Source organism: Burkholderia perseverans (genome assembly GCF_022870505.1).
GTDB lineage: Bacteria > Pseudomonadota > Gammaproteobacteria > Burkholderiales > Burkholderiaceae > Burkholderia > Burkholderia plantarii.
The window spans coordinates 530,419-553,667 of the sequence record NZ_CP045093.1; the positions used below are offsets into that span (position 1 = coordinate 530,419).

At 69.2% G+C, this 23,249-nt stretch carries 21 protein-coding genes; 10 read left to right on the forward strand and 11 right to left on the reverse strand.

Annotated features, from left to right (window positions below):
• Positions 1 to 26: 26 nt before the first annotated feature.
• The 4 genes from BpN12_RS02220 to kdgD form a co-directional block, all read right to left on the reverse strand.
• On the reverse strand, positions 27 to 962 hold the full coding sequence (locus BpN12_RS02220; protein WP_246794600.1) for a LysR substrate-binding domain-containing protein: 936 nt from the start codon (positions 960 to 962) through the stop codon (positions 27 to 29).
• A 141-nt stretch (positions 963 to 1,103) separates the two neighbouring features.
• Positions 1,104 to 1,313 (reverse strand): hypothetical protein, encoded by a 210-nt coding sequence (locus BpN12_RS02225; RefSeq protein WP_246793653.1) that lies wholly within the window; start codon positions 1,311 to 1,313, stop codon positions 1,104 to 1,106.
• Positions 1,314 to 1,529: 216 nt separating this feature from the next.
• Positions 1,530 to 2,120, reverse strand: coding sequence for a nucleotidyltransferase domain-containing protein (locus BpN12_RS02230; RefSeq protein ID WP_246793654.1), 591 nt, complete (start codon positions 2,118 to 2,120; stop codon positions 1,530 to 1,532).
• 249 nt (positions 2,121 to 2,369) lie between these two features.
• Complete coding sequence (kdgD, locus tag BpN12_RS02235; protein ID WP_246793656.1) at positions 2,370 to 3,287, reverse strand: 5-dehydro-4-deoxyglucarate dehydratase; 918 nt, start codon at positions 3,285 to 3,287, stop codon at positions 2,370 to 2,372.
• Between the two features lie 220 nt (positions 3,288 to 3,507).
• Between kdgD and garD the strand changes: the two genes are divergently transcribed.
• Positions 3,508 to 5,058: a galactarate dehydratase gene (gene garD, locus BpN12_RS02240; RefSeq protein WP_246793658.1), complete on the forward strand. Its 1,551-nt coding sequence runs from the start codon at positions 3,508 to 3,510 to the stop codon at positions 5,056 to 5,058.
• Positions 5,059 to 5,210: 152 nt separating this feature from the next.
• Here the strand turns inward: garD and BpN12_RS02245 are convergent, their stop codons facing one another.
• Positions 5,211 to 5,774 (reverse strand): hypothetical protein, encoded by a 564-nt coding sequence (locus tag BpN12_RS02245; protein ID WP_246793659.1) that lies wholly within the window; start codon positions 5,772 to 5,774, stop codon positions 5,211 to 5,213.
• 240 nt (positions 5,775 to 6,014) lie between these two features.
• Entirely contained in the window at positions 6,015 to 7,127 is a 1,113-nt protein-coding gene (locus tag BpN12_RS02250) for an acyltransferase family protein (RefSeq protein ID WP_246793660.1), read from the reverse strand.
• 415 nt (positions 7,128 to 7,542) lie between these two features.
• Between BpN12_RS02250 and BpN12_RS02255 the strand changes: the two genes are divergently transcribed.
• Entirely contained in the window at positions 7,543 to 7,977 is a 435-nt protein-coding gene (locus BpN12_RS02255; RefSeq protein ID WP_246793661.1) for a DoxX family protein, read from the forward strand.
• A gap of 128 nt (positions 7,978 to 8,105) precedes the next feature.
• Here the strand turns inward: BpN12_RS02255 and BpN12_RS02260 are convergent, their stop codons facing one another.
• Together BpN12_RS02260 and BpN12_RS02265 are read right to left on the reverse strand one after the other, a co-directional pair.
• Complete coding sequence (locus BpN12_RS02260) at positions 8,106 to 9,401, reverse strand: MFS transporter (RefSeq protein WP_246793662.1); 1,296 nt, start codon at positions 9,399 to 9,401, stop codon at positions 8,106 to 8,108.
• Positions 9,402 to 10,015: 614 nt separating this feature from the next.
• Positions 10,016 to 11,158 (reverse strand): branched-chain amino acid ABC transporter substrate-binding protein, encoded by a 1,143-nt coding sequence (locus tag BpN12_RS02265; RefSeq protein ID WP_246793663.1) that lies wholly within the window; start codon positions 11,156 to 11,158, stop codon positions 10,016 to 10,018.
• 339 nt (positions 11,159 to 11,497) lie between these two features.
• On the opposite strand from BpN12_RS02265, the gene BpN12_RS02270 reads away from it, so the two are divergent.
• The 5 genes from BpN12_RS02270 (at position 11,498) to BpN12_RS02290 (ending at position 16,065) form a co-directional block, all read left to right on the forward strand.
• Positions 11,498 to 12,463 carry a 4-hydroxyproline epimerase gene (locus tag BpN12_RS02270; RefSeq protein WP_246793664.1) on the forward strand — a complete coding sequence of 322 codons (966 nt, stop codon included), beginning with the start codon at positions 11,498 to 11,500 and terminating at the stop codon, positions 12,461 to 12,463.
• Entirely contained in the window at positions 12,463 to 13,590 is a 1,128-nt protein-coding gene (locus BpN12_RS02275) for an NAD(P)/FAD-dependent oxidoreductase (protein ID WP_246793665.1), read from the forward strand. Before BpN12_RS02270 ends, BpN12_RS02275 begins: the two co-directional genes overlap by 1 nt.
• Positions 13,583 to 13,873, forward strand: coding sequence for a (2Fe-2S)-binding protein (locus BpN12_RS02280; RefSeq protein WP_246793666.1), 291 nt, complete (start codon positions 13,583 to 13,585; stop codon positions 13,871 to 13,873). Before BpN12_RS02275 ends, BpN12_RS02280 begins: the two co-directional genes overlap by 8 nt.
• Positions 13,870 to 15,147 (forward strand): NAD(P)/FAD-dependent oxidoreductase, encoded by a 1,278-nt coding sequence (locus BpN12_RS02285; protein WP_246793667.1) that lies wholly within the window; start codon positions 13,870 to 13,872, stop codon positions 15,145 to 15,147. Before BpN12_RS02280 ends, BpN12_RS02285 begins: the two co-directional genes overlap by 4 nt.
• A 114-nt stretch (positions 15,148 to 15,261) precedes the next feature.
• Positions 15,262 to 16,065 carry an AraC family transcriptional regulator gene (locus BpN12_RS02290; RefSeq protein WP_246793668.1) on the forward strand — a complete coding sequence of 268 codons (804 nt, stop codon included), beginning with the start codon at positions 15,262 to 15,264 and terminating at the stop codon, positions 16,063 to 16,065.
• Positions 16,066 to 16,374: 309 nt separating this feature from the next.
• Here BpN12_RS02290 and BpN12_RS02295 read toward each other — a convergent pair whose 3' ends face one another.
• Both BpN12_RS02295 and BpN12_RS02300 read right to left on the reverse strand, forming a co-directional pair.
• Positions 16,375 to 16,635 (reverse strand): hypothetical protein, encoded by a 261-nt coding sequence (locus BpN12_RS02295; RefSeq protein WP_246793669.1) that lies wholly within the window; start codon positions 16,633 to 16,635, stop codon positions 16,375 to 16,377.
• Between the two features lie 373 nt (positions 16,636 to 17,008).
• A complete protein-coding gene (locus tag BpN12_RS02300) occupies positions 17,009 to 18,901 on the reverse strand; it encodes a bifunctional sugar phosphate isomerase/epimerase/4-hydroxyphenylpyruvate dioxygenase family protein (protein WP_246793670.1) in 1,893 nt (630 codons plus the stop codon).
• A gap of 260 nt (positions 18,902 to 19,161) precedes the next feature.
• Between BpN12_RS02300 and aroQ the strand changes: the two genes are divergently transcribed.
• The 3 genes from aroQ to BpN12_RS02315 are packed head-to-tail and all read left to right on the forward strand — an operon-like array spanning position 19,162 to position 21,893.
• Complete coding sequence (aroQ, locus tag BpN12_RS02305) at positions 19,162 to 19,614, forward strand: type II 3-dehydroquinate dehydratase (RefSeq protein WP_246793671.1); 453 nt, start codon at positions 19,162 to 19,164, stop codon at positions 19,612 to 19,614.
• Positions 19,611 to 20,465: a shikimate dehydrogenase gene (locus tag BpN12_RS02310; RefSeq protein WP_246793673.1), complete on the forward strand. Its 855-nt coding sequence runs from the start codon at positions 19,611 to 19,613 to the stop codon at positions 20,463 to 20,465. The genes aroQ and BpN12_RS02310 overlap by 4 nt, the downstream gene beginning before the upstream one ends.
• Before the next feature lie 60 nt (positions 20,466 to 20,525).
• A complete protein-coding gene (locus tag BpN12_RS02315) occupies positions 20,526 to 21,893 on the forward strand; it encodes an MFS transporter (RefSeq protein WP_246793675.1) in 1,368 nt (455 codons plus the stop codon).
• 104 nt (positions 21,894 to 21,997) lie between these two features.
• Here the strand turns inward: BpN12_RS02315 and BpN12_RS02320 are convergent, their stop codons facing one another.
• Complete coding sequence (locus tag BpN12_RS02320; RefSeq protein ID WP_246793676.1) at positions 21,998 to 23,110, reverse strand: 2-aminoethylphosphonate--pyruvate transaminase; 1,113 nt, start codon at positions 23,108 to 23,110, stop codon at positions 21,998 to 22,000.
• Positions 23,111 to 23,249 lie beyond the last annotated feature (139 nt).

Consider the following 23,249-nt stretch of genomic DNA (forward strand, 5'->3'; position numbering starts at 1 on the left):
TATGAGGTAAATGCAGGGCGGGCGGCTCAGCCTTCCCGCAGCGTGCCGGCCGACGACGACGGGCGCAGGTTGTGCGTGGAGAGCCAGACCTCGTGCCGGAGCCATTCGCGGAACTGTCCGATGTGATGCTCGTGCGCCTGCTCGGGGCGCGCCACGAACCAGTAGGACTGCCGGCCATCCACGTGGACGTTCAGCACCTGCATCAGTTGGCCCGCCGCGATCTCGCGCGCGACCATGTGGCGGTCCGCGATCGTGATGCCGAGCCCGTCGATCGCCGCGCGGATCGCGTGGTCGAGCAGGTCGAATTCGTAGCCGCCGCGCGTGTCCACGCCGTCGATGCCGGCCGCCGTGAGCCAGTGCTGCCAGGTCAGGTAGCGCTGGTCGTCGGCCGCCAGCACGTGCAGCAGCGTGAAGCGGTTCAGGTCGATCGGGCCGTCGTGCTGCACGCGCGCGTAGAGCGCCGGCGAGCAGACCGCGATGTGCTGCTCGTGCATCAGCAGCACGTTGTCGAAGCCGTCCCATTCGCCGTCGCCGAAGCGCACCGCGCAGTCGAGCAGCCGCGAGGTGCCGAGGCTGTCGGCGAGCCGCGTGGTCAGGCTCAGTTCGTATTCGGGGTGGGCCTCGCGCAGCCGCGGCAGGCGCGGCATCAGCCAGCGCGCGGCGAAGGTGGGCGGCACGTTCACGCGCAGGCGGTTCTGGTGCTGTTTCTCCTGCAGGCCGCGCACGGTCAGCTCGATCTTGTCGAACGACTGCTGCAGCGCGTGCAGCAGCACGCGGCCGGCCGAGGTCAGCTCGAGCTGGTGATGGCGGCGCGTGAGCAGCGCTTCGCCGAGCTGGCTTTCGAGCTGGCGCACCTGCCGGCTGACCGCGCTCTGGGTGACGTTGAGCAGCGCCGCCGCGCGCGTGAAGCTGCCGGTCCGGCCGGCCAGTTCGAAGGCTTTCAGCGCGTTCAGCGCGGGCATCTTGCGTCTCACGGCGGGGATCGGTGCGGGTGGAGAAGGCGCCCATTGTAGGGGCGGGGCGGCGGGCGGGCGAGAGGGGGGGATGCGGGAGGCCGCGTTTGGCGGGGGCGATGACGCGGCGATCGGGATGAGGAATGTGGATCAGCTTGCCGCGATCAGGGCGGGATGATGCTGTTGCAGCCACGCCGATACGGTGGTCAGGAGGTGTTTCGCCAGGTGCAGCGTGTCGGCCAGCGTCGGCTCGTCCACTGATTCGAAGCCTTCGTACTTGCTGTTGCGCAGGTCGAGCAGCGCGTCGAGTTCGTCATGCGCGCCTTCGCCGATGCCGAGCGAAGCAGCGAGCCCTTCCATGGCGATCCGGTGGTGTCGGCCTGGGCGGTGATGCGATAGCCTTGCGCGGCGAAAACAGCCAGGGCGGAAAACAGGATGGCGTCGTAGGCGGCGTCGAGCCGGGTCGGTCCCGACACGCTCGTGTTGAGCGCGTCCTGGTATTTCTGCACCGCGGCGCGCAACTGGGACTGGATGGTTTGCCGGTTGCGCGTGCGCTCCTGACGAACCAGGCCGGGCTCATCCCGGGACAGGGAAAACGGATCGCGCAACATCGCTGAATTCCCCCTTGATCGGGACGACGGATTGGGACACGACATTGCGGGCGAAACCCTCTCCGTCGGCGAGCTTGCGCTCGAATTCCTTGCGCGAAGTCACGGTCGCATGAATCTCGCGATGGTGCTTGCGCCCCACCGGTTTCAGCCCCGCGTTGATCTTCAGGCTGCTCAGCCGTTCGCCGAGTACCAGCACGTCGACGTCCGAGCGCGCCGATTCCTCCCCGCGCGCGCGCGAGCCGAACAGCACCGCCACTTCGACCTCGGCGGGCAGCGCGGCGGCGATGTCGTCGAGGAGTTCGTCGCTGCGCCGCGCGATCTCGACGAGTCCGGCCAGCAGGGGATCGTCGCCGGCCCGGTAGGCGACGTGCCGGCCTTGCTCGATCCGCGTCGCGAGGCCCACCTCGGTCCATTTCCGCAGCCACCTCGATACGTTGCCGCGATCCGCGCCGGCGATCCGCGCGAGTTCGATCGGAGTGTGGCTGCGCGCCGGGTCCTGATACAGCGCGCGAAGCAGCAGGAAGCGCTGCGTGCCGCCGAACAGTTCGCTGAGCATCGCGTTTTTCATGGCAGGCCTCGATGTGTATTGAACATCATGGATGTGCAAAATACAGCATGAGATCGACGCCATCAAGATGTGCAAAATACATCATGGATGTACATTACACATCGTCACGTTCCACCTGCTCCCAACGCCGCCCCAAAAAAACAAAACCCCCCGCTCCCGAGGGGAGGCGAGGGGTTATCGCAAGCGCTTGCCGCAAGCCGGCCGATCCTCTGACCAGCCCGCAACGCCGTGCTTCGCTTACTGCGCGCCGAGCTTCTTGATCAGCGCGTCGAGTTGCGCCACTTCTTCTTCGTCCAGGTCCGTCAGCGGCGCGCGCACCGGGCCCGCGTCGTGGCCGACCAGCTTCGCGCCGGCCTTCACGATGCTGACCGCGTAACCGGCACGGCGGTTGCGGATCTTCAGGTACGGCAGGAAGAAGTCATCGATCAGCTTGCCGACCGTTGCGTGGTCGTCGGCCGCGATCGCGTGGTAGAAGTCCATCGCCGTCTTCGGGATGAAGTTGAACACGGCCGACGAGTACACCGGCACGCCCAGCGCCTTGTAGGCCGCGGCGTAGACTTCCGCGGTCGGCAGGCCGCCGAGGTACGCGAAGCGCTCGCCCAGGCGGCGGCGGATGGTGACCATCGCCTCGATCTCGCCCACGCCGTCCTTGAAGCCGATCAGGTTCGGGCAGCGCTCGGCCAGACGCTCGAGCATGTCGGCGTTGAGCTTCGAGTTGGCGCGGTTGTAGATGATCACGCCGATGTCGGGCACGGCCTTGCAGACTTCCTCGGCGTGCGCGGCGATGCCTTCCTGCGATGCTTCGGTCAGGTAGTGCGGCATCAGCAGGATGCCGTTGGCGCCCAGGCGCTGGGCTTCCTTCGCGTATTCGATCGCCACGCGCGTGGGGCCGCCGGCGCCGGCCAGGATCGGCACCTTGCCCTTGCAGGTTTCGGTGGCGGTGCGCACCACGTTCGAGTAGTCGTCACGCGTGAGCGAGAAGAATTCGCCCGTGCCGCCGGCCACGAACAGGGCCGAGGCGCCGTAGGGGGCGAGCCATTCGAGGCGTTCGATGTAGGTGCTGGGGCGGAAGTTGCCCTCGGCGTCGAAGTCGGTGACGGGGAAGGACAGCAGCCCTTCCGAAATGATCTGCTTGAGTTCCTGAGGCGTGGTCATGTTGGGTCGTCCTAGGTGCGCCGGGCGCGGGTTCATTCGTTAACCGGATGTGTTGTATGTCATCGTACAACATCATTTTAGGCGGCGCAAGCCTCCCTCCGGCGTTTCCCCGATCGATTTCTGCCTTTCGGCATCAGGGTTTACGCACAATCACGGCGGCGCCGCCTATGTTGTATGATGACTGTTAATTAACGGCTCGTTGCAACGAGGATTTCCCCTGATGTCCCAGTCCCCTCTCTACATCCGCGTCCACCCGGACGACAACGTCGCGATCGTGGTCAACGACGGCGGGCTGCCCGCCGGCTCGCAGTTCGCCGACGGGCTGACGCTCTGCGAAGGCGTCCCGCAAGGGCACAAGGTTGCGCTGGTCGATCTGAAGGAAGGCGATCCGGTGCTGCGCTACCACGTCCTGATCGGCTACGCGGCGAAGGACCTGCCGCGCGGCAGCTGGGTGAACGAGCGCACGCTGCGCATGCCCGAGCCGCCCGGCCTCGACGACCTGCCGCTCGCCACCAAAAAGGCGCCGGAGCAGGCGCCGCTCGAAGGCTACACGTTCGAGGGCTACCGCAACGCGGACGGCACGGTCGGCACGCGCAACATCCTGGCGATCACCACCACCGTGCAGTGCGTATCGGGCGTGGTGGAGTTCGCGGTCGAGCGGATCCGGCGCGAGCTGCTGCCGCGCTACCCGAACGTCGACGGCGTGGTGGGCCTCGAGCACACCTACGGCTGCGGCGTCGCGATCGAGGCGCCCGGCGCCGAGATCCCGATCCGCACGCTGCGCAACATCAGCATGAATCCGAACTTCGGCGGCGAGGTGATGGTGGTGAGCCTCGGCTGCGAGAAGCTGCAGCCCGAGCGGCTGCTGCCGGCCGGCGTGATCCCGGTGGCGGTGGACAAGCCCGACAACGGCGGCGTGGTGTGCCTGCAGGATGCGGCGCACGTCGGCTTCATGTCGATGATCGACTCGATCGTGACGATGGCCGAGCAACATCTGGCGCGCCTGAACCAGCGCCGCCGCGAGACCGTGCCGGCCTCGGAACTGGTGGTGGGCGTGCAGTGCGGCGGCAGCGACGCGTTCTCGGGCCTGACCGCGAACCCGGCGGTGGGCTTCGCGGCCGACCTGCTGGTGCGCGCCGGCGCGACCATCATGTTCTCGGAGGTGACCGAGGTGCGCGACGGCGTGGCCCAGCTCACCTCGCGCGCCGCGAACGAGGACGTCGCGCGCGAGATCATCCGCGAGATGGCCTGGTACGACGCCTATCTGCAGCGCGGCCAGGTGGATCGCAGCGCGAACACCACGCCGGGCAACAAGAAGGGCGGTCTGTCGAACATCGTCGAAAAGGCGATGGGTTCGATCGTGAAGTCGGGCAGCTCGGCGATCTCGGGCGTGGTGAGCCCGGGCGAGAGCGCCAGGGGCAAGAAGGGCCTGCTCTACACGGCCACGCCGGCCAGCGACTTCATCTGCGGCACGCTGCAGCTCGCGGCCGGCATGAACCTGCACATCTTCACGACGGGCCGCGGCACGCCTTACGGCCTCGCCCAGGTGCCCGTGATCAAGGTCGCCACGCGCAGCGACCTGGCGCGCCGCTGGCACGACCTGATGGACGTGGACGCCGGCAGCATCGCCACCGGCGAGAAGACCATCGAGGAGATGGGCTGGCAGATGTTCCGCCTGATGCTCGACGTCGCGAGCGGCCGCAAGACCTGGGCCGAGCAGTGGAAGCTGGCCAACGCGCTGACGCTGTTCAACCCGGCTCCGGTGACCTGACCGGTCGAGGCCGGCGCGGCATGGCCGCGCTCGGGCCGCCGCGTTGGCATGGCTTCACGGCCGTCACGTCTGTTACGCCCGCCGCGCTCCGGCGGGCGTTTTCATTGGCGCGCGCGCAACGCGAGCGGCGTGCCGAGCCGTCTCGCGGCAGCTCACCGGTTCGCGCCGAGTGAGCCGCGCAGCACGTCCATCAGGCGGTAATAGTGCGACTGGATCTCGTCGCCGGGCAGCACGTTCGCGATCGTGAAGCGCTCGGCCCAGCTCGCGTGCCACGCGTAGCTGCCATGCATGGTGCGATCGCCGTTCGGCCCGATCACGAGCGAGCGGATCCGCGCGTCGCGCCCGGCGCCCGAGTGCGTATCGAACAGCGCGAGCATCAGCGCGTGATAGGCGCGGTAGACCTCGTCGTCGAACAGATGCCGATACACATGCAGCGTGCGGTCGAGATCGCGCTTGATGCGGATCACGTCGTCGGGCGAGATGTCCTTCCAGTAGCCGACCCACGTGTAGAAACAGAGCAGCGCGTTCAGTTGCGGGGCGACGACGTCGTAGATCGCGAGCCGCTTCTCGATCAGCTTCTGGTTGGTCCACTGCACGAGTTCGAGCCGCTTGAGCCGGCGGCTGATCAGCCAGCCGAGCGCGGTGACCGACAGCGGCGTCAGGACGCTGATGGCGAGCCGGGCGATTTCGAGGGCGTTCGACGGGGACACGGACATGGACGCGAAGCGCCGGCCAGAGGGGAAGTGAAAGCCTAGCAGGCGCGCATGTCGTGTGGGAGGCGTTAGTCGCGTCCGGGAAATTTCTTTGCGCGGAAGGGGCGCGGCGCGGCGTCGGGCGCCTGCATGAGGGCGGTGACGGCGCGCGGAAGCCGCTGAACGGCACCGCGGACGCGAACGGTGCGGCCCTTGCCGGGCCGCCATCGTTCGTCGTTCGTCGTTCGTCGTTCGAGCGGCCGATCAGCTCGAGAGCGGCGCGATCGGCGTGATGATGCCGTCGTCGTCTGCGGCGGCGGGCGGGGCCGCTGGCGGCGCGACGCGCAGCTGGCCTGCGCCGATCGCCCTGCCGAGCCGCATGCCCGGCTGCTCGATCAGATACCACGAGATCGCGCCGAAGCCGATCGCGAGCGGCACGGCCAGCATCCAGTTGCCCGTCGCACCCATGCTCGGGAATGCGGCATGGACAAGCTGCTGCATGATCCAGCCGCTCAGATAGGTGCCATACGAGAAGTCGCCGGGCAGACGCAGCTTGCGCACGGCGGGCAGCGTGGAGAGCCAGATCGCGCCGAGGAACAGCGTCGCGCAGGCGAAGTAGCGCAGCGCTTCGGTATCGCGGAACAGGTACGTGGCGACGAGCAGCGCGAGCACGACCGGGCCGTTCAGCGCGATGCGGTCCTTCCAGGTGGCGAGCAGCGCGCCGGCCGCGAAATAGATCACGATCAAGGCCGAGGCGAGCGGCAGATGCAGCCGCGGGACCACCTGCGGATAGCGCATCAGCACGGCGATGAACGCGACGCACACCAGCGAGAACAGCACGCGGTTGCGCGCGAGCCCCACCAGGCTGGCGGCCGCGAGCGCGAGGTAGCAGAAGCACTCCACCGGGATGGTCCAGATCGCGCCGTTCACGCCTTTGTCGGGCGCGTTCTCGAATACGCCGGGCAGCACGTAATTGCTGTGCAGCTTCAGGTTCTGCCACACGTAGAGCAGCGTCTCGTGACTGCCCAGATAGGCGTCGACCGGCAGCGTGGTCAGCAGCGGGCCGAGCACGTAGGTGGTGAGCAGGATCACCACGAGCAGCGCCGGGAAGATCCGCGCGATGCGGGCGGCCGCGAAACGGCGCAGGCCCGGGTTGGCCAGCAGGCTGTTGGTGACGACGAGGCCGCTCAGCAGGAAGAAGAACTTGACCGCGAGACCGCCGGAATAGTCGAAACGGAGATGCTCGAGAACGAAGTCGCGGCCGCTGGTGTCCCCGGAGAGCGGGTAGGCATGGCCGACGATCACGACGCTGGCCGCGATCAGACGCAGCAGTTCGAAGTTGTTCTTGTCGCGCTGCAGGATGTCTTTCAGGAGCATGTTGAGCAGGGGCAGCGAATTGGCAAAATTTGCAGGGACTGCGCGGCGAGCAACTTTATTACCGATTCTTTTAAAAAATTACTCCGCCTAGAAGGTGATTGAATTCAATCGGAGTTTTAATTCGGTAATACCCGTATTAATGTGAATTGAGTCAGATGATCCGCAATATTTTCTTTATTAGGGAGCGGCTGGGAATTATTCCCGATTCAAATGCGGTGTAAATCGCGCCCGTGAGCCGTTGCCACGGGCCTTTCCGGCAGGCCGGCCGCTTTGAGCAGGCCGCCAATCGCGCACCGCGCGTAAAGATTTGCTACAACCTTTTGCTTGGAACCCCACTCGGAATCTTCTTATTCTGGCGAATTTGCGAATCGCGGCAGCAGGCAATCGCGATTCGCCCGATCCAGAGGAGAAACATATGACGCGTTCCGTCGATTCCGGCGTGATCTTCATCGCGAGGCTGCTGATGGCGGCCCTGTTCTTGTGGGGCGGCGTGATGAAGCTGTTCGGCTACGGCGAATTCGTCGCTTATCTGAAGCATCTGTACGTGCCGTTTCCGCAGTTCGCCGCGCCGCTGGTGGTCGCCGTCGAGGGGCTCGGCGCGCTGCTGCTGATCGTCGGCTATCGCGTCAAGCCGGTCGCGCTGCTGCTGGCGGCCTATACGATCCTCACCGCCTTGATCGGCCACAACTTCTGGGACGCGACGAACTCCGTCGCGCAGCACGACCTGGTGGTCCACTTCTGGAAGAACGTCGCGATCGCGGGCGGCTTCCTGCTGCTGTTCGTGACGGGCGCCGGCGGCGCGAGCATCGACGCGATGCGGCGCCCGCACGGCTACGGGCTGCTGCGCTGAGCGCAGCCGTGCCGCGGCCGGCTCCCGCGCACGGCGTCGGGCCATGAAAAAGGGCGCCGCGAGGCGCCCTGACCGAACCACGAACTCAACGAAGCGACGGCACCGGAACGGCCGGTGCCTCCTGCCGCTCAGCGTGCGTTGCGCGCGCAAAGCGCGCCGAGCGCGCCGATCACGCAGACCGCGCCGACATAGGCGGTCGGGGCGAACGGGTTCGACTTCATCATCAGCGACACGATCACCGGCGACAGTCCGCCGAAAATCGCATACGCGACGTTGTACGAGAACGAGATCCCCGAGAAGCGGATCACGGCCGGGAAGCTGCGCACCATCGCCGTCGGCACCGCGCCGACGGTGCCCACCAGGAAGCCCGTGACGGCGTAGAGCGGCAGCAGCGTCGAGGGATCGGCGGCCACCTTCGCGTACAGCGTGCAGAAGCAGGCGGCCAGCAGCAGCGAGCCCACCACCAGCACCGCCTTCGCGCCGAAGCGGTCGGCCAGTGCGCCGGCCGTCACGCAGCCGATCGTCAGGCACAGCGTGGCGATGCTGTTGGCGAACAGCGCGGTGGCTGCGGGGATGTGCAGCTGCTTTTGCAGCAGCGTCGGCGTCATCAGGATCACCACCACGATCGCCGCCGACAGCATCCAGGTCAGCACCATCGAGACCAGCACGGCGCGGCCGTGGTCGCGCAGCACGGCCTTCAGCGGAATCTCGGCGGCCAGCGCCTTGCGCGCCTGCAGTTCGGCGAACACCGGCGTCTCGTGCAGCCAGCGGCGCAGGTAGACCGAGAACATGCCGAACACGCCGCCGAGCAGGAACGGGATGCGCCAGGCGTAGGCCGTGATCTCGGGCTGCGAGAAGTGCCCGGTGACGCTGGCGGCCACCAGCGAGCCGAGCAGGATGCCGGCCGTCAGGCCCGCCGTGAGCGTGCCGCAGGCATAGCCGATCCGGCTGCTCGGCACGTGCTCGGACACGAACACCCAGGCGCCCGGCACTTCGCCGCCCACCGCCGCGCCCTGCAGGATGCGGAACAGCAGCAGCAGCACCGGGGCGAGGATGCCGATCGAATCGAAGGTGGGCAGCAGGCCCATCAGCAGCGTCGGGATCGCCATCAGCAGCACGCTCAGCGTGAACATACGCTTGCGCCCGACCAGGTCGCCGAAGTGCGCCATGATGATGCCGCCGAGCGGGCGCGCCAGATAGCCGGCCGCGAAGATGCCGAAGGTCTGCAGCTGGCGCAGCCAGTCGGGAATGTCGTGCGGGAAGAACAGCTGCCCGATCGCCGGCGCGAAGAACACGAAGATGATGAAGTCGTAGAACTCCAGGGCGCCGCCGAGCGCCGCGAGGCCGAGGGTCTTGTAGTCGCTGCGCGTGAGGGCGCGCTCGGCGGCAGCGGGTTGCGCGTGGCTCGTTTCGTATGCTTGCATGGTCTGGACGATCGATATTCGAGTATTGCGGCGGGCGCGGCGCGCGGCGCCGTCAAGCGTCCCGGGCGGCGGGCCGGATCGGCGCGCGACACGGGCCGCGCGGCCGTGGATCAAGGCCACGCGGGGACGACTGTCAGGCAGGTCGCTGGATTCTACAGGATGAAACGCGGCGTTCCGACACAGGGAAAACCGCATGGTCGGCGTGAACCGAATGGTTAATAAACGGGGCTCAGCGCGTTGCGGGACGGGGCGTGCCGGCCGAAAAGCCAATACCGGCGGGCGAAGCGTCTAACAAAATGAAACCGGGAGGGCGGTGGACGGCGGCGGGGCCGTTGCCGGTCGCGCGGCACGCGACGGCAACGGCGGTGAGGCAACGTCAGGAGTCCTTCGGGGGTGTCGGACAGGCGACGTCAGGCGATGACAACTGCGGTGGACGACAACTTCCATGAAGCAGCGACAGGGGTTGACGACTAGGGACGACGAACAACGAACAACGACGGCGGGCACAACTTCAGCAAGACGACTTCAGGGGATCACGTCAGGGAAAAACAGGCCCGCGAGCGGCGGCCCGTGCCGCCCGGGCCATCCGGCCCGCGGCGGCATCTCGCCCGATCTCAGTTCCCGGCGATCGTATCGACGGCCTTGAACGCGCCGTGGTCGACGCGGTAGATCGTGACCGGCGCGTCGCGCAGGTCGCCCTTCGAGTCGTAGGAGATGGTCGGGGCCGACACGCCCTTCACCGACACCTTGCCGACATACGGGCCGTACACCTTCGGGTCGGTCGAGTTCGCGTTCTTCATCGCCGTCAGCAGCGCGATCGTGCCGTCATACGAGTACGGCGAGTAGGTCACCACGTCTTCGTGGAAGCGTGCCTTGTAGCGCGTCTCGAAGCCGGCGAAGCCCGGCATCTTTTCCTTCGGCAGGCCGCCCATGTAGACGATCGCGCCTTCGGCCGCCGTGCCGCCCACCTTCAGGAAGGTCGGCGACTTCGACATCTCGCCCGTCACGAACGCGGCCTTGATGCCGAGCTGGCGCATCTTGCGGATCATCGGCGACGATTGCGCGTCGCCGCCGCCGTAGAACACGGCGTCGGGGTTCATCCCCTTCAGGTTGGTCAGGATCGCCGAGAAGTCGAGCGCCTTGTCGTTGGTGAAGTCTCGCTTGATGATGGTGCCGCCGGCCTTCTGCACGGCGTCGGCGAATTCGTCGGCGATGCCCTGGCCGTAGGCGGTGCGGTCGTCGATGATCGCCACGCGCTTGTAGTGCAGCGTGTTGACGACGTAGTTGCCGACGATGCGCCCGGCCTGCGCGTCGCTCGTCAGCAGCCGGAAGGTGGTCTTGTAGCCGCGCGCCGTGTATTGCGGGGAGGTGGCCATCGAGATCTGCGGCAGCCCCGCGCGCTCGTAGAGGTCCGAGGCCGGGATGCTGGTGCCCGAGTTGAAGTGGCCGATGATCCCGGCGACGTTGCTGTCGATCAGCCGCTGCGCCACGGTCGTGCCGGTGCGCGGGTCGGCCTGGTCGTCCTGCGATTCGAGCACGAACGTGACGGGCTTGCCGCCGATCACGGGCTTGGTCGCGTTGAAATCGTCGATCGCGAGCTGCACGCCCTTCTGCATGTCGGTGCCGTAGTTCGACTGGGTGCCGGTCAGCGGCGCGGCGAAGCCGATCTTGACGGCATCGGCGGCCAGGGCCGGCGTGGCCGCGGCGACGAGGGCGGCGGTTGCGGCAAGCGCGATATGCGAGATCTTCACCTTCACTTTCGATTCCCCTTTGACTGCTGTGGCCGGCACTCGTGCGCCGGCTTGTTGGCGATCGCGTGAGGGCGGCGTGCCGCTGCCCTCCACTGTGCTGAAATCGGCGAATCGCGGAATTGGCGCGGGGCTTGCCGCATGACACGGGCTGGCCGGCCGGAATTGCCGCGAAACGAACGACTCCAGCGCAGTCTAGGTAGCGAAAAAGGTGGAGTCTTGCGTGTAACGTGCGCACAAAATGACGAAATCGGCATATGCGCGGTTTCCCTGACTGTGCTGATTTCGTCATTACGTGCGCGTAATGACGCCAAGACGCGGGGCGCCGCGCGTTCCTACGATAGCGGCATGAAAACACTCGACTTCATCGATTCGCACACGGGCGGTGAGCCTACCCGCCTCGTCGTGTCCGGGGGGCCGGATCTCGGCCGCGGTCCGCTCGCCGAACGGCTCGAACGCCTGCGTCGCGATCACGACGACTGGCGCGCGGCCGTGGTCACCGAGCCGCGCGGCTCCGACGTGATGGTGGGGGCGCTGCTCTGCGAGAGCGACGATCCGACCTGCGCGGCCGGCGTGATCTTCTTCAACAACGTCGGCTATCTCGGCATGTGCGGCCACGGCACGATCGGGCTGGTGGTCTCGCTCGCGCACCTGGGCCGGATCGGGCCGGGCGTGCATCGGATCGAGACGCCGGTGGGCATCGTCGAGGCCACGCTGAACCCGGACGGTTCGGTGTCGGTGCGCAACGTGCCCGCCTATCGCTACCGCCACGACGTGACGGTCGAGGTGCCCGGCCACGGCCCGCTCACGGGCGACATCGCCTGGGGCGGCAACTGGTTCTTCCTGGTGCCCGAGAGCGAGCACCGGCAGCGCGTCGAGCCCGCGCAGCTGAAGGCGCTGACGGCGTTCTCGGGCGCGACGCGCGACGCGCTGATCGCGGCCGGCATCACCGGCGCGCACGGCGCGCTGATCGACCATATCGAGCTGTTCGGGCCGCCGTCGCGGCCGGACCTCGACAGCCGCAGCTTCGTGCTGTGCCCCGGCGACGCCTACGACCGCTCGCCGTGCGGCACCGGCACCAGCGCCAAGGCGGCCTGCCTCGCGGCCGACGGCAAGCTTGCCGAAGGCGAAACCTGGCTGCAGGAGAGCGTGATCGGCAGCGTCTTCGAAGTGCGTTACGCGCGCCACGCGGAACCGGTGGAAGGCGAGCCGGCGATCGTGCCGACCCTCACGGGGCAGGCGCACGTGATGGCCGAGGGCCGGCTCTGCTTCGACGCGCGCGATCCGTTCGCGAACGGGATCCGGCTCGGCTGATGGCACGCGCGGACGTGATCGTGATCGGCGCCGGCATCGTCGGTGCCGCGTGCGCGGCCGAACTGGCCGCGCGCGGCCTCGACGTGGAAGTGATCGACGCGGGCGGGATCGGCGGCGGCACCACCGCGGCGGGCATGGGCCATCTGGTCGTGATGAACGACACGCCGGCCGAACTCGCGCTGTCGCGCCGCTCGCTCGCGCGCTGGCGCTCGCTCGCGCCGCAGCTGCGCGAGCGCGACGCCTACGTGCGCTGCGGCACGCTGTGGGTGGCCGCCGACGACGAGGAGCTGGACGCCGCGCGCGCGATGCGCGACGGCTATGCCGCGGCCGGCGTGTCGGCCGAGGTGATCGACGCGGCCGGGCTGCGCGCGCGCGAGCCGATGCTCGCGACGGGGCTCGCGGGCGGGCTGTTCGTGGACGGTGACGGGATCGTCTATGCGCCGTCGGCGGCCGAATGGCTGCTGACGCAATCGCCCGGCGCCGCGCGGATCCGGCTGCGCCTGCGCAGCACCGTGGTCGCGCTCGACGGCACGACGGTGCGGCTGGCCGATGGCGAGACGCTGGCCGCCGCGCAGGTGGTGGTCGCGAACGGGCTCGCCGCGGCGCAGCTCGTCGACGGCGTCGCGCTGCAGCCGAAGAAGGGCCACCTGCTGATCACCGACCGCTATCCGGGCGCGATCACGCACCAGTTGCTCGAACTCGGCTATATCAAGAGCGCCCACCATGCGCAGGGCACCTCGGTCGCGTTCAACGCGCAGCCGCGCCCCACCGGGCAGATCCTGATCGGCTCGTCGCGCCAGTTCGACAGCACCGATCCGGCCGTCGAGATGCCGGTGCTGGCGCGCATGCTCGCGCGCGCGAAGCAGTACCTGCCGGGTATCGCGGACCTGAACGCGCTGCGCGCCTGGACCGGCTTTCGCGCCGCGACGCCCGACGGGCTGCCGCTGATCGGCCCGATGGCGGAGCGCCCCGGCGTGTGGCTCGCCACCGGCCACGAAGGGCTCGGCGTGACCACCTCGCTGGCGACGGCGGAGCTGATCGCCGCGCAGCTGACGGGCGGCGAGCCGCCGATTCCCCCCGAACCCTACTGGCCGTCCCGGCCGCTTGCCGGAGCCGCCCATGCCTGATCGCGAGACAACCCGCGCCGGCGCCGCCGCGATCGGCGTGATCATCGACGGGCGCGCCTGCCGCGTGCCCGAGGGCGCCACCGTCGCGGCCGCGCTCACGCTCGTCGAAGGCGTGCGCGGCACGCGCACGTCGGTCGGCGGCGAGCCGCGCACGATGCTGTGCGGCATGGGCATCTGCCACGAATGCCGCGTGTCGGTGGACGGCCGCGCCCACGTGCTCGCCTGCCAGACGCCGTGCCGCGAGGGCATGACGATCGACACGACCTGGAACTCCCCATCATGAAGCCGCATTACGACGTGGCGATCGTCGGCGCCGGGCCGGCGGGGCTCGCCGCCGCGCGGGCCGCCGCCGGCGAGGGCGCCCGCGTCGCCGTCCTCGACGACAATCCGCACCCCGGCGGCCAGATCTGGCGCCAGGGGCCGATCTTTCCGGCCGCCGCGCCGCTGGTGGAGGCGCTCGATGCGCTGCGCGCGAGCGGCGTCGACCTCATGTCCGGCACGCGCGTGGTGGCTGCGCTGCCCGAACGCACGCTGCTCGTCGATACCGCCTCGGGCGGCGCGACGCTGCGCTACGGGCGCCTGGTGGCGGCCACCGGCGCGCGCGAGCTGCTGCTGCCGTTCTCGGGCTGGACGCTGCCCGGCGTGACCGGCGCGGGCGGCCTGCAGGCGCTGATCAAGGGCGGCGTGCCGGTGCGCGGCGAGCGGATCGTGATCGCCGGCAGCGGGCCGCTGCTGATCGCCGCCTACGCGACCGCGCGCGAGGCCGGCGCGCGCGTGGTCGCGGTGCTCGAACAGGCGCCGGCGCGTGCCGTGCGCCGCTTCGGGCTGTCGCTGCTGGCCACGCCGTCGAAGCTCTGGCAGGCCGCGAAGCTCACGCGCGGTTTCGCCGGCAGCGAATACCTGACCGGCAGCGTGGTGCGCGCCGCGCACGGCGAGACGCGCGTCGAAGCCGTGCGAATCGAGACGGCCGGCGGCCGCTCGCGCGTGATCGAGTGCGACCGGATTGCCTGCGGCTACGGGCTGCTGCCGAACCTGACGCTGGCGCGCGCGCTCGGCTGCGAGATCCGCGACGGCGCGGTGGTGGTCGACGCGCGGCAGCGCACCTCGCTCGACGCGGTGTACGCGGCCGGCGAAAGCACCGGCATCGGCGGGATGGAACTCGCTCGCGTCGAAGGCGCCATCGCCGGGCTCGCGGCGGCCGGCGTCGCCGCGGATGCCGCGCGCTTCGCGCCGCTGGTGCGTGAGCGCGAGGTCTGGCGCGGTTTCTCGGCGCGCGTCGCGGCGGCGTTCGCGCTCGGCGACGCGGCGCGCGCGCTGCCGCCCGACGACACGCTGCTGTGCCGCTGCGAGGACGTGACGATCGGCGCCGCGCGTGCCCACGCCGACGCGCGCGACGCGAAGCTGCTGACGCGCTGCGGGATGGGCGCCTGCCAGGGCCGCGTCTGCGGCGCGGCGGCCGGCGTGCTGCTTGGCTGGCAGGAGGCCGTGCCGCGTCCGCCGTTCGCGCCGGTGCGGATCGGCACGCTGGCGGCGCTCGCCGACGAGGCGGTCCGGTAAGGCGCTTCACTTTCACGCGTCGACCGCCCGCTCCGATATCAGGCCCGACAGCACGCCCCGACAGCACGCTCCGCTAGAATCGACGCACTCGCCGCCCCCGACTCCGCCATCGCGATGACGCTTCCCGCCGCTTCCTCCACCGCCTCGCCGCTCGCCGACGCGCTGCGCCCGCCGCCCGGCGCGGCCCAGGGGCTCGACGCGATGCTCGCGCACTTCTCGCTGCTCGCGCCGGTGCTCGACGCGCTGCCCGACGTCGCGTTCTTCGTGAAGGACGTCCAGGGCCGCTACGTGCTGGCCAACCGCACGCTCGCGCAGCGCTGCGGCTTCAAGGAGAAGAGCGGGCTGTACGGCAAGACCACCGAAGAGGTGTTCCCGCGCCGCTTCGGGCGCAGCTACCTCGAACAGGACATGGCCGCGATCCACGCCGGCCAGCAACTGACCGACCAGCTCGAACTGCACCTGTATCCGGGCCGGCAGCCGGGCTGGTGCCTGACTACCAAGGAGCCGCTGCGCGAGGCAGACGGCCGCGTGGTGGGACTGGCCGGGATCTCGCGCGACCTGAAGGCCAACGAGGGCTCGCACCCGGCCTACAGCCGGCTCGCCGACGTCGTGCAATACATCCAGGAGCATTACGTGCAGCCGCTGAACCTGAAGCAGCTCGCGGAGATGGCCGGAATGTCGGTCGCGCAGCTCGAACGCTATTTCCACAAGGTGTTTCACCTGACGCCGCGTCAGGTGCTGCTGAAAACGCGGCTCGACGCGGCCACCGCGCTGCTCGTCAAGCACGACAAGGTCACCGACGTCGCCGCGCTGTGCGGCTACACCGACCACAGCGCGTTCTCGCGCCAGTTCAAGGCGACGGTCGGCGTCACGCCGACGGAATACCGGATGACGCTGCAGGCGGAACGCGGCGCTTGAAGCGCGGGCCTTCCGGAGCGGACGGCGAGAGGACGAGCGGAGCGACTCGCGCGGCCGGATTGGGGCGCGATGCGCGTCGGCCAACTGTGATCGGGTGCAACCAAAGAGAGCAACTACAAAGTGCAACCACAAAGTGCAACTAACGGTCAATCCACCCGACACCCGGCGAGCACCCTGTTCCTGATCAGGTAAGAGGAAGAACGGAAAGCCGGTGGGAAGCGAGTCGGGAAAACACGCCGGGCGGCGAGTCAGCGGGGAACGGCGCCGGAGGCGGTGCCGCAAACGGGAACACGCGCCGACGACGGCGCTTCAGCGATAGCCGAGGCCCTTCAGCACGGCCGTGCCGTCGGCCGTCAGCCGGAAGGTCGGCGCGTCGGCATCGCTGCCGATCATTTCGACGAGGCCCGCTTCCTGCAAGGCCGGCAGCTCGGGCTTGGCATTCGCGGCGATCGGCGCGTGCAGCAGGACGAGCAGCGTCGCGATTTCATGATGGCTGAGCAGACGCCGCAGCATCGTCTTCGGACGCGAAAGGGGGCTGGCCGGGCGGCCGGGTGCTTCATTGGCGCTCATTGCAAACCTCCTGTTTGATCTTGAGAACGATTGGTGGCGAAGTGTGACGATCGAGACTTAAACGATTCTTAAAACCGGGCGGGGTGCGGGAATGCCCGAGGGGCGCGGCGTTACGACTTGTAACGGCGGGCGGAGGCGGCAGTCCGGCATGCCGCGACGCGGTGCGGCGTAGGCCGCTGGCGGGCCGGGGAGACCGGCCATGGCACCGCGTTTTTTAGTCCGGGAATTGCTGCGCGCCGACGTGACACGGCACGACGCACGCGCCCCGCCGATGTGAAGGCCAGGCGCCGGCGATCACCGCAGACGCATCCGCCGAGCGTCCCCGGGCCAGCGTCCCCGTCGCTCCCCGATCAGCCCGCCAACGCCGCCCGCCTCACTTCCTGCGCTGCGCCTGCGCGGCCAGCCGCACCGCCGTGTTGGCCGCGCCGTAGCCGTCGTAGCCGCCGCGGCGCTCGACGATCTCGAACGAGAAGCGCTCGTCCACCAGTTCCGTATACGCATGCAGGAATTCGCCGCCGTGTTCGTCGCGGTCGTACAGCAGGTGATGGCGGCGCAGCGTGTCGACGAACGCGTCCGGCAGCGCGTAGCGCGCGGCCAGGTCGTCGTAGTAGTTGCGCGGAATCGCCAGGAACGTCACGCCGTCCGCGACCGCCTCGGCCACTGCCTTGACGATGTCGTCGGTGCGGAACGCGACGTGGTTGAGCCCCGAGCCGTGATAGCGGGCCAGCGATTCGAACACGGCCGTATGGCGGTCCACCGATGCGTTCAGCGCGATCCGCACGCTGCCGTCCGGGCTGCGCACGGCGCGGCTGCGCATCAGCCCGTACGGGTCCGGCACCAGCCAGCTCTTTTCCGCCTCGAAGCCGAACGCGGTGCGCAGATACAGCACCCAGGTGTCGAGCGCGTCGGCCGGCAGCGCGAGGCAGACGTGGTCGATGCCGGTCAGCGGCCCGACCTCGCTCGGCCCGTCCATCTCGGTCAGCACGAAATCCGATTCGTAGAGCGTCGGCGCGTCGGGCCGTTCGTCGACGAAATAGTGCAGGCTGCCGTCCGGCGCCTGCACGCCCGGCACCACGCGCTCGTTCGGCCCGATGCGCCCCGAGAACGGCGCGAAGCCGAAGCTGGCCGCGCGCTCGAACGCGAGCTTCGCGTCGTCCACCTGGAACGCCGAGGCGCACAGCGACAGCCCGTGCCGCTGGAAGAACGCGTCCGCGAACGAATCGGGCTCGGCGTTCAGCACGATCGACGCGGCGCCGTGCTGGTAGAGCGTGACGTGCTTCGAGCGGTGCCGGCCCGCCAGCCGGAAGCGCAGCCGGCCGAGCCAGCCGGCCACCTTCTCCGCCGCTGCCGCGTCCACCGCGAACTCGATGAACTTGAAGCCGACGTGCGCGGGCGCGGCGGGCGGCGCGAACAGCGGCTGGCCGGCCGCCGGCGCGCGGCCCTCGGCGGCGAGCCGGGCGCGCGTGACGTCTTCCAGATGGAGCAGCGAGCGCAGGCCGTCGGCGGCCGTGATCGCGGTCGGCGCGGCGCGAAAGCCGTCGTTGAAGATCTCCAGCGACAGCGGCCCCGTGAAGCCCGATTCGATCACGCGCGCCGTGAAGCGCGCGAGGTCGAAGTCACCCTGGCCCGGGAACGAGCGGTAGTGGCGGCTCCATTCGAGCACGTCCATCGCGAGCTTCGGCGCATCGGCGATCTGCACGAACGCGATCCGCTCGCCCGGGATCGCGGCGATGCCGTCGGGATCGTCGGCGAGCGAGAGCGTGTGGAAGCTGTCGAGCGCGAGGCCCAGGTGCGGGCTGTTCACGGCGTCCACCAGCCGCCACGCGTGGCCGTAGGTCTTCACCACGCGGCCCCAGGCCAGCGCCTCGTAGGCCGCGATCACGCCCGCGCCGCGCGCGGCCTCGGCGAGCGCGCCGAGCTGGTCGGTCAGCAGCGCGTCGTCGGCGAGGGTCTGCGGCGAGACGTTGCTGCAGACCAGGATCCGGTCGGTGCCGAGCGCATGCATCAGGTCGAACTTGCGCCGCGCGCGCTCGAGATTACGCGCGAGCTGCGCGGCATCGACGCCCTCGAAATCGCGGAACGGCTGGAACAGCACGATCTCGAGGCCGAGATCGGCCGCGATCCGCCGCACGTCGGCGGGCGAGCCGTCGAAATAGAGCAGATCGTTTTCGAAGATCTCGACGCCGTCGAAGCCGGCCGCGGCGATCGCGTTGAGTTTTTCGACGAGCGTGCCGGACAGCGACACCGTGGCGATCGAGCGCTTCATGGATGAATCCCTGCGAGGAATCGGGGCGTTGGCGAGCCGGCCACGAACCACCGGGTTAATCCGGCCGCGTTCGCGGATCGCGCAACATCCCGATTTTATTGAGACGTGGAGCCGGATTATACAAACTAACTAGATGGTACAAATAAGCATAAACCCCGAAAGACAAGCGTCGCGCCGAGCGTGCAAACTTGCGCCACGTCAAAAAGTCGTGCGCGATGGTGCGCCATCGTCAGTCGATCCTGTTTCCGGAGTCGTGCGTCATGTCGAAATCGAAGGTCCTGGTGCTCAACGGGCCGAACCTCAACCTGCTGGGCACGCGCCAGCCCCATATCTACGGCGCCGAGACGCTGGCCGACGTCGAGCGCCGCTGCGCAGACGCCGCGGCCGCGCTCGGCCTCGAGATCGAATGCCGCCAGTCGAACGCCGAGCACCAGCTGATCGACTGGCTGCACGAAGCGCGCACGCGCATCGACGGCGTGGTGATCAATCCGGCCGCCTACACGCATACCTCGGTCGCGCTGGCCGACGCGCTGGCGGCGATCGACAAGCCGGTGATCGAGGTCCACATCTCGAACGTCCACCAGCGCGAGGCGTTCCGCCATCATTCGTATGTGTCGGCAGTGGCGCGCGGCGTGATCTGCGGCTGCGGCACGCAAGGCTATGAGTTCGCGCTGCAGCGGCTCGCGGCGCTGCTGAAGGAGACGACGCGATGAGCGGTACGTCGTTCCTGATCGGCCTGATCGGGCAGGGGATCGGCGGCTCGCTGTCGCCGGCCATGCACGAGCGGGAAGGCAGCCTGCAGGGCTTCAACTATGTTTACCGGCGTCTCGATCTCGACGCGCTCGGCCTCACCGTGGACGCACTGCCCGAGTTGCTCGACGCCGCCGAGCGGATGGGCTACGACGGCCTGAACATCACGCATCCGTGCAAGCAGCGCGTGATCGCGCATCTCGACACGCTGTCGGACGACGCGCGCGCGCTCGGCGCCGTCAACACCGTGCGCTTCGCGGGCGGCAAACGCAGCGGCCACAACACCGACTGGTCCGGCTTCGCGAAGTCGTTCCGGCGCGGTCTGGCCGGCGCGCCGATGGAGCGCGTCGTGCAGCTCGGCGCCGGCGGCGCGGGCGCGGCGGTGGCCCACGCGGCGCTGATACTCGGCGCGCAGGCGCTGACGCTGTTCGACGTCGAGCCCGCGCGCGCGTCCGCGCTCGCGGCCGAACTGCAGGCGCGCTTCCCGGCGGCGCGCGTGACGGCGGGCGGCGCGCTCGACGCGGCGATGGCATCGGCCACGGGCCTGATCCACGCCACGCCGACCGGCATGCTCAAGCATCCCGGGCTGCCGCTGCCGGCCGATCTGCTCGCGGCGCGGCCGTGGGTGGCCGACATCGTCTACTTCCCGCTGGAAACCGAACTGGTGCGCGTGGCGCGCGCGGCGGGCTGCCGGACGCTGCCGGGCGGCGGGATGGCCGTGTTCCAGGCCGTCGACGCGTTCGAGATCTTCACCGGCCGCGAGCCCGACGCCGAGCGCATGCTCGCGCACTTCGAGACGCTCGTCGCGCGCTGAGCCCGCCTGCACCGCGACCGCCACCGCCACCGCCGTCATCACAATAACCAGGAGACTACGATGCAGCACTCGCCCCAACCGTCCGCGACCGCCGCCGCCTCCGCGTCGGCGGCCGGCACCGCGCGCCGCTCCTCGGCGCGCTACCGGATCCTCGCGCTGCTCGCGATCGGCACGATGATCAACTATCTCGACCGCACCGTGCTCGGCGTGGCCGCGCCGGCGCTCACCAGGGAACTCGGGATCGGCGCCGCGGTGATGGGCATCATGTTCTCGTCGTTCTCGTGGACCTACGTGCTCGCGCAGGTGCCGGGCGGCCTGTTCCTCGACCGCTTCGGCAGCAAGCTCACCTACTACCTGTCGATGACGCTCTGGTCGCTGTGTACGCTGCTGCAGGGCTTCGTGCATGGCGTCGGCACGCTGCTGGCCTGCCGGCTCGGCCTCGGCTTCAGCGAGGCGCCGTGCTTCCCGACCAACAGCCGCGTGGTGGCCACCTGGTTCCCGCAGAAGGAGCGCGCGATGGCCACCGGCACCTACACCGTGGGCGAATACGTCGGCCTCGCGTTCCTGAGCCCGGTGCTGTTCGCGCTGATGGGCGCGTTCGGCTGGCGCTCGCTGTTCTGGGTGGTGGGCGGCGTCGGCATCCTGTTCGGGCTGGCCTGGCTGAAGTTCTACCGCGAGCCGCGCGATCATCCGGGCGCGAACGCGGCCGAACTCGCCTACATCGCCGAGGGCGGCGGCCTGATCGACGGCGAGGCCGGCGCGGCGAAAGCCACGAGCGAAGCCGGCGCGGCGAAGGTCGCGCCGGCCCGCTTCAGCTGGGCCATGGCCGGCCGGCTGCTGAAGAAGCGCCAGCTCGCCGGCATCTGTCTCGGCCAGTTCGCCGGCAACTCGACGCTGGTGTTCTTCCTGACGTGGTTTCCGACCTATCTCGCCACGGAACGCCACATGGCGTGGCTGAAGATCGGCTTTTTCGCGGTGTTGCCGTTCATCGCGGCCTCGATCGGCGTGATGTTCGGCGGCATTTTCTCCGATTATTTGCTGCGACGCGGCAAATCGGCCAACGTCGCGCGCAAGCTGCCGATCATCGCCGGCCTGCTGCTCACCTCGACCATCGTGCTGGCCAATTACGTGCAGAGCAACGAGGCGGTGATCGCCATCATGTCGGTGGCGTTCTTCGCGCAGGGCATGGCCGCGCTGGGCTGGACGCTGGTCTCCGACATCGCGCCGGAGGGGCTGCTCGGCGTGACGGGCGGGATCTTCAACCTGGCCGCGAACCTGGCCGGCATCATCACGCCGCTCGTGATCGGCCTGATCGTCGCGGCCACCGGCTCGTTCGTCGGCGCGCTGGCCTTCATCGGCGTGATCGCGCTGATCGGCGCGCTGTCCTACATCTTCGTGGTCGGCGACATCAAGCGCATCGTGCTGTAACCGCCTCGCCCGACCGGCAACGCTGGCCCGGCCCGCTTCGCGCGGCGCCGGGCTTTTTCATGCGCGCGTTCAGGCGCCGCCGCGCCGGCCCGGCGGGCACGCCGTCAGCGCACCGCGATACCGAGCCCGCGCAGCGCGCCGTCGATCGCCGCGACGGCGCGGCGGATCTGCTGTGCATCGATCGCGCCGATGCAGCCGACCCGAAACGTCTCGACCTGCGTGAGCTTGCCCGGATACAGCACGAAGCCGGCGTCGCGCACGGCCGCGTAGAACGGCGCGAATGCATAGGCGGGGTCGCGCGGCGCATGGAACGTGACGATCACGGGCGCCTGCACCTCGGCCGCGAGGAACGGCGCGAAGCCGAGCGCGCGCATCCCGTCGAGCAGCGCGGCGCAGTTCGCGGCGTAACGCGCGCCGCGCGCCGGCTGGCCGCCCTGCGCGTGGAACTGCGCGAGCGCCTCGTGCAGCGCCGCCACCACGTGCGTCGGCGGCGTGAAGCGCCATTGCCCGGTGCGCTGCAGGTAGGCCTGCTGGTCGTGCAGGTCGAGCGCGAGCGACGGCGAACGGCCCTCGCATTGCGCCAGCAGCGAACGCCGCACGATCACGAAGCCCATCCCCGGCACGCCTTCCAGGCACTTGCCGCTCGCCGAGACGAGCGCGTCGATGCCGTTCGCGGCCACCTCCACCGGCAGCGCGCCGAACGAACTCATCGCATCGACGATCAGCCGCGCGTCGTGCCGCGCGCAGGTCGCGGCGATCTCCGCGAGCGGATTGAGGATGCCGGCGCTGGTTTCCAGATGGACCAGCGCGACGTGCGTGATGCGCGGCTCGGCGGCGAGCCGCGCCTCGATCGCCGCGGCGCTCGCAGCCTCGTGCTCGGCGAACGGCAGTTCGATGGTCTCGATGCCGAGCCGCTCGAGAATCCGCACGATGCGCGCGCAGTAAGCGCCGTGATTCGGCACCAGCACCACGCCGTCGCGCGGCACCAGCGTGCCGAGCGCGGCCTCGACCGCGAACGTGCCGCTGCCCTGCAGCGGCACGCAGCAATAGGTGTCGTCGCCGCCGGCGATGCGCACCAGATCCGCGCACACGTCCTGCGTCAGGCGATTGAAGGCCGTGTCCCACGAGCCCCAGTCGCGTTGCATGGCGCGGCGCGTGGCCGGCGAGGTGGTCAGCGGGCCGGGCGTCAGGAGAATCGGGTCGTTGTCGGAAATCACGTTGCCTCCGGGGCGGGGGAAGGGCGGCGCGCGGCGGGTGCGCACCGGACACGGCCTATCGTAGTGGCAAAATGTGTCATTTGTTGTAATTAAGTGGTGACGTCATGGAGTTGTCATCGAACGCTGTGATCCTTCGCTT

Coding starts and splice junctions, on each gene's coding strand:
- BpN12_RS02280 (WP_246793666.1), top strand. CDS start 13,583: ATGCCTGATCGCGAGACAACCCGCGCCGGCGCCGCCGCGATCGGCGTG.
- BpN12_RS02315 (WP_246793675.1), top strand. CDS start 20,526: ATGCAGCACTCGCCCCAACCGTCCGCGACCGCCGCCGCCTCCGCGTCG.
- BpN12_RS02285 (WP_246793667.1), top strand. CDS start 13,870: ATGAAGCCGCATTACGACGTGGCGATCGTCGGCGCCGGGCCGGCGGGG.
- garD (WP_246793658.1), top strand. CDS start 3,508: ATGTCCCAGTCCCCTCTCTACATCCGCGTCCACCCGGACGACAACGTC.
- BpN12_RS02255 (WP_246793661.1), top strand. CDS start 7,543: ATGACGCGTTCCGTCGATTCCGGCGTGATCTTCATCGCGAGGCTGCTG.
- BpN12_RS02300 (WP_246793670.1), bottom strand. CDS start 18,901: ATGAAGCGCTCGATCGCCACGGTGTCGCTGTCCGGCACGCTCGTCGAA.
- aroQ (WP_246793671.1), top strand. CDS start 19,162: ATGTCGAAATCGAAGGTCCTGGTGCTCAACGGGCCGAACCTCAACCTG.
- BpN12_RS02220 (WP_246794600.1), bottom strand. CDS start 962: ATGCCCGCGCTGAACGCGCTGAAAGCCTTCGAACTGGCCGGCCGGACC.
- BpN12_RS02260 (WP_246793662.1), bottom strand. CDS start 9,401: ATGCAAGCATACGAAACGAGCCACGCGCAACCCGCTGCCGCCGAGCGC.
- BpN12_RS02290 (WP_246793668.1), top strand. CDS start 15,262: ATGACGCTTCCCGCCGCTTCCTCCACCGCCTCGCCGCTCGCCGACGCG.
- BpN12_RS02270 (WP_246793664.1), top strand. CDS start 11,498: ATGAAAACACTCGACTTCATCGATTCGCACACGGGCGGTGAGCCTACC.
- kdgD (WP_246793656.1), bottom strand. CDS start 3,287: ATGACCACGCCTCAGGAACTCAAGCAGATCATTTCGGAAGGGCTGCTG.
- BpN12_RS02225 (WP_246793653.1), bottom strand. CDS start 1,313: ATGGAAGGGCTCGCTGCTTCGCTCGGCATCGGCGAAGGCGCGCATGAC.
- BpN12_RS02245 (WP_246793659.1), bottom strand. CDS start 5,774: ATGTCCGTGTCCCCGTCGAACGCCCTCGAAATCGCCCGGCTCGCCATC.
- BpN12_RS02250 (WP_246793660.1), bottom strand. CDS start 7,127: ATGCTCCTGAAAGACATCCTGCAGCGCGACAAGAACAACTTCGAACTG.
- BpN12_RS02275 (WP_246793665.1), top strand. CDS start 12,463: ATGGCACGCGCGGACGTGATCGTGATCGGCGCCGGCATCGTCGGTGCC.
- BpN12_RS02230 (WP_246793654.1), bottom strand. CDS start 2,120: ATGCTCAGCGAACTGTTCGGCGGCACGCAGCGCTTCCTGCTGCTTCGC.
- BpN12_RS02295 (WP_246793669.1), bottom strand. CDS start 16,635: ATGAGCGCCAATGAAGCACCCGGCCGCCCGGCCAGCCCCCTTTCGCGT.
- BpN12_RS02310 (WP_246793673.1), top strand. CDS start 19,611: ATGAGCGGTACGTCGTTCCTGATCGGCCTGATCGGGCAGGGGATCGGC.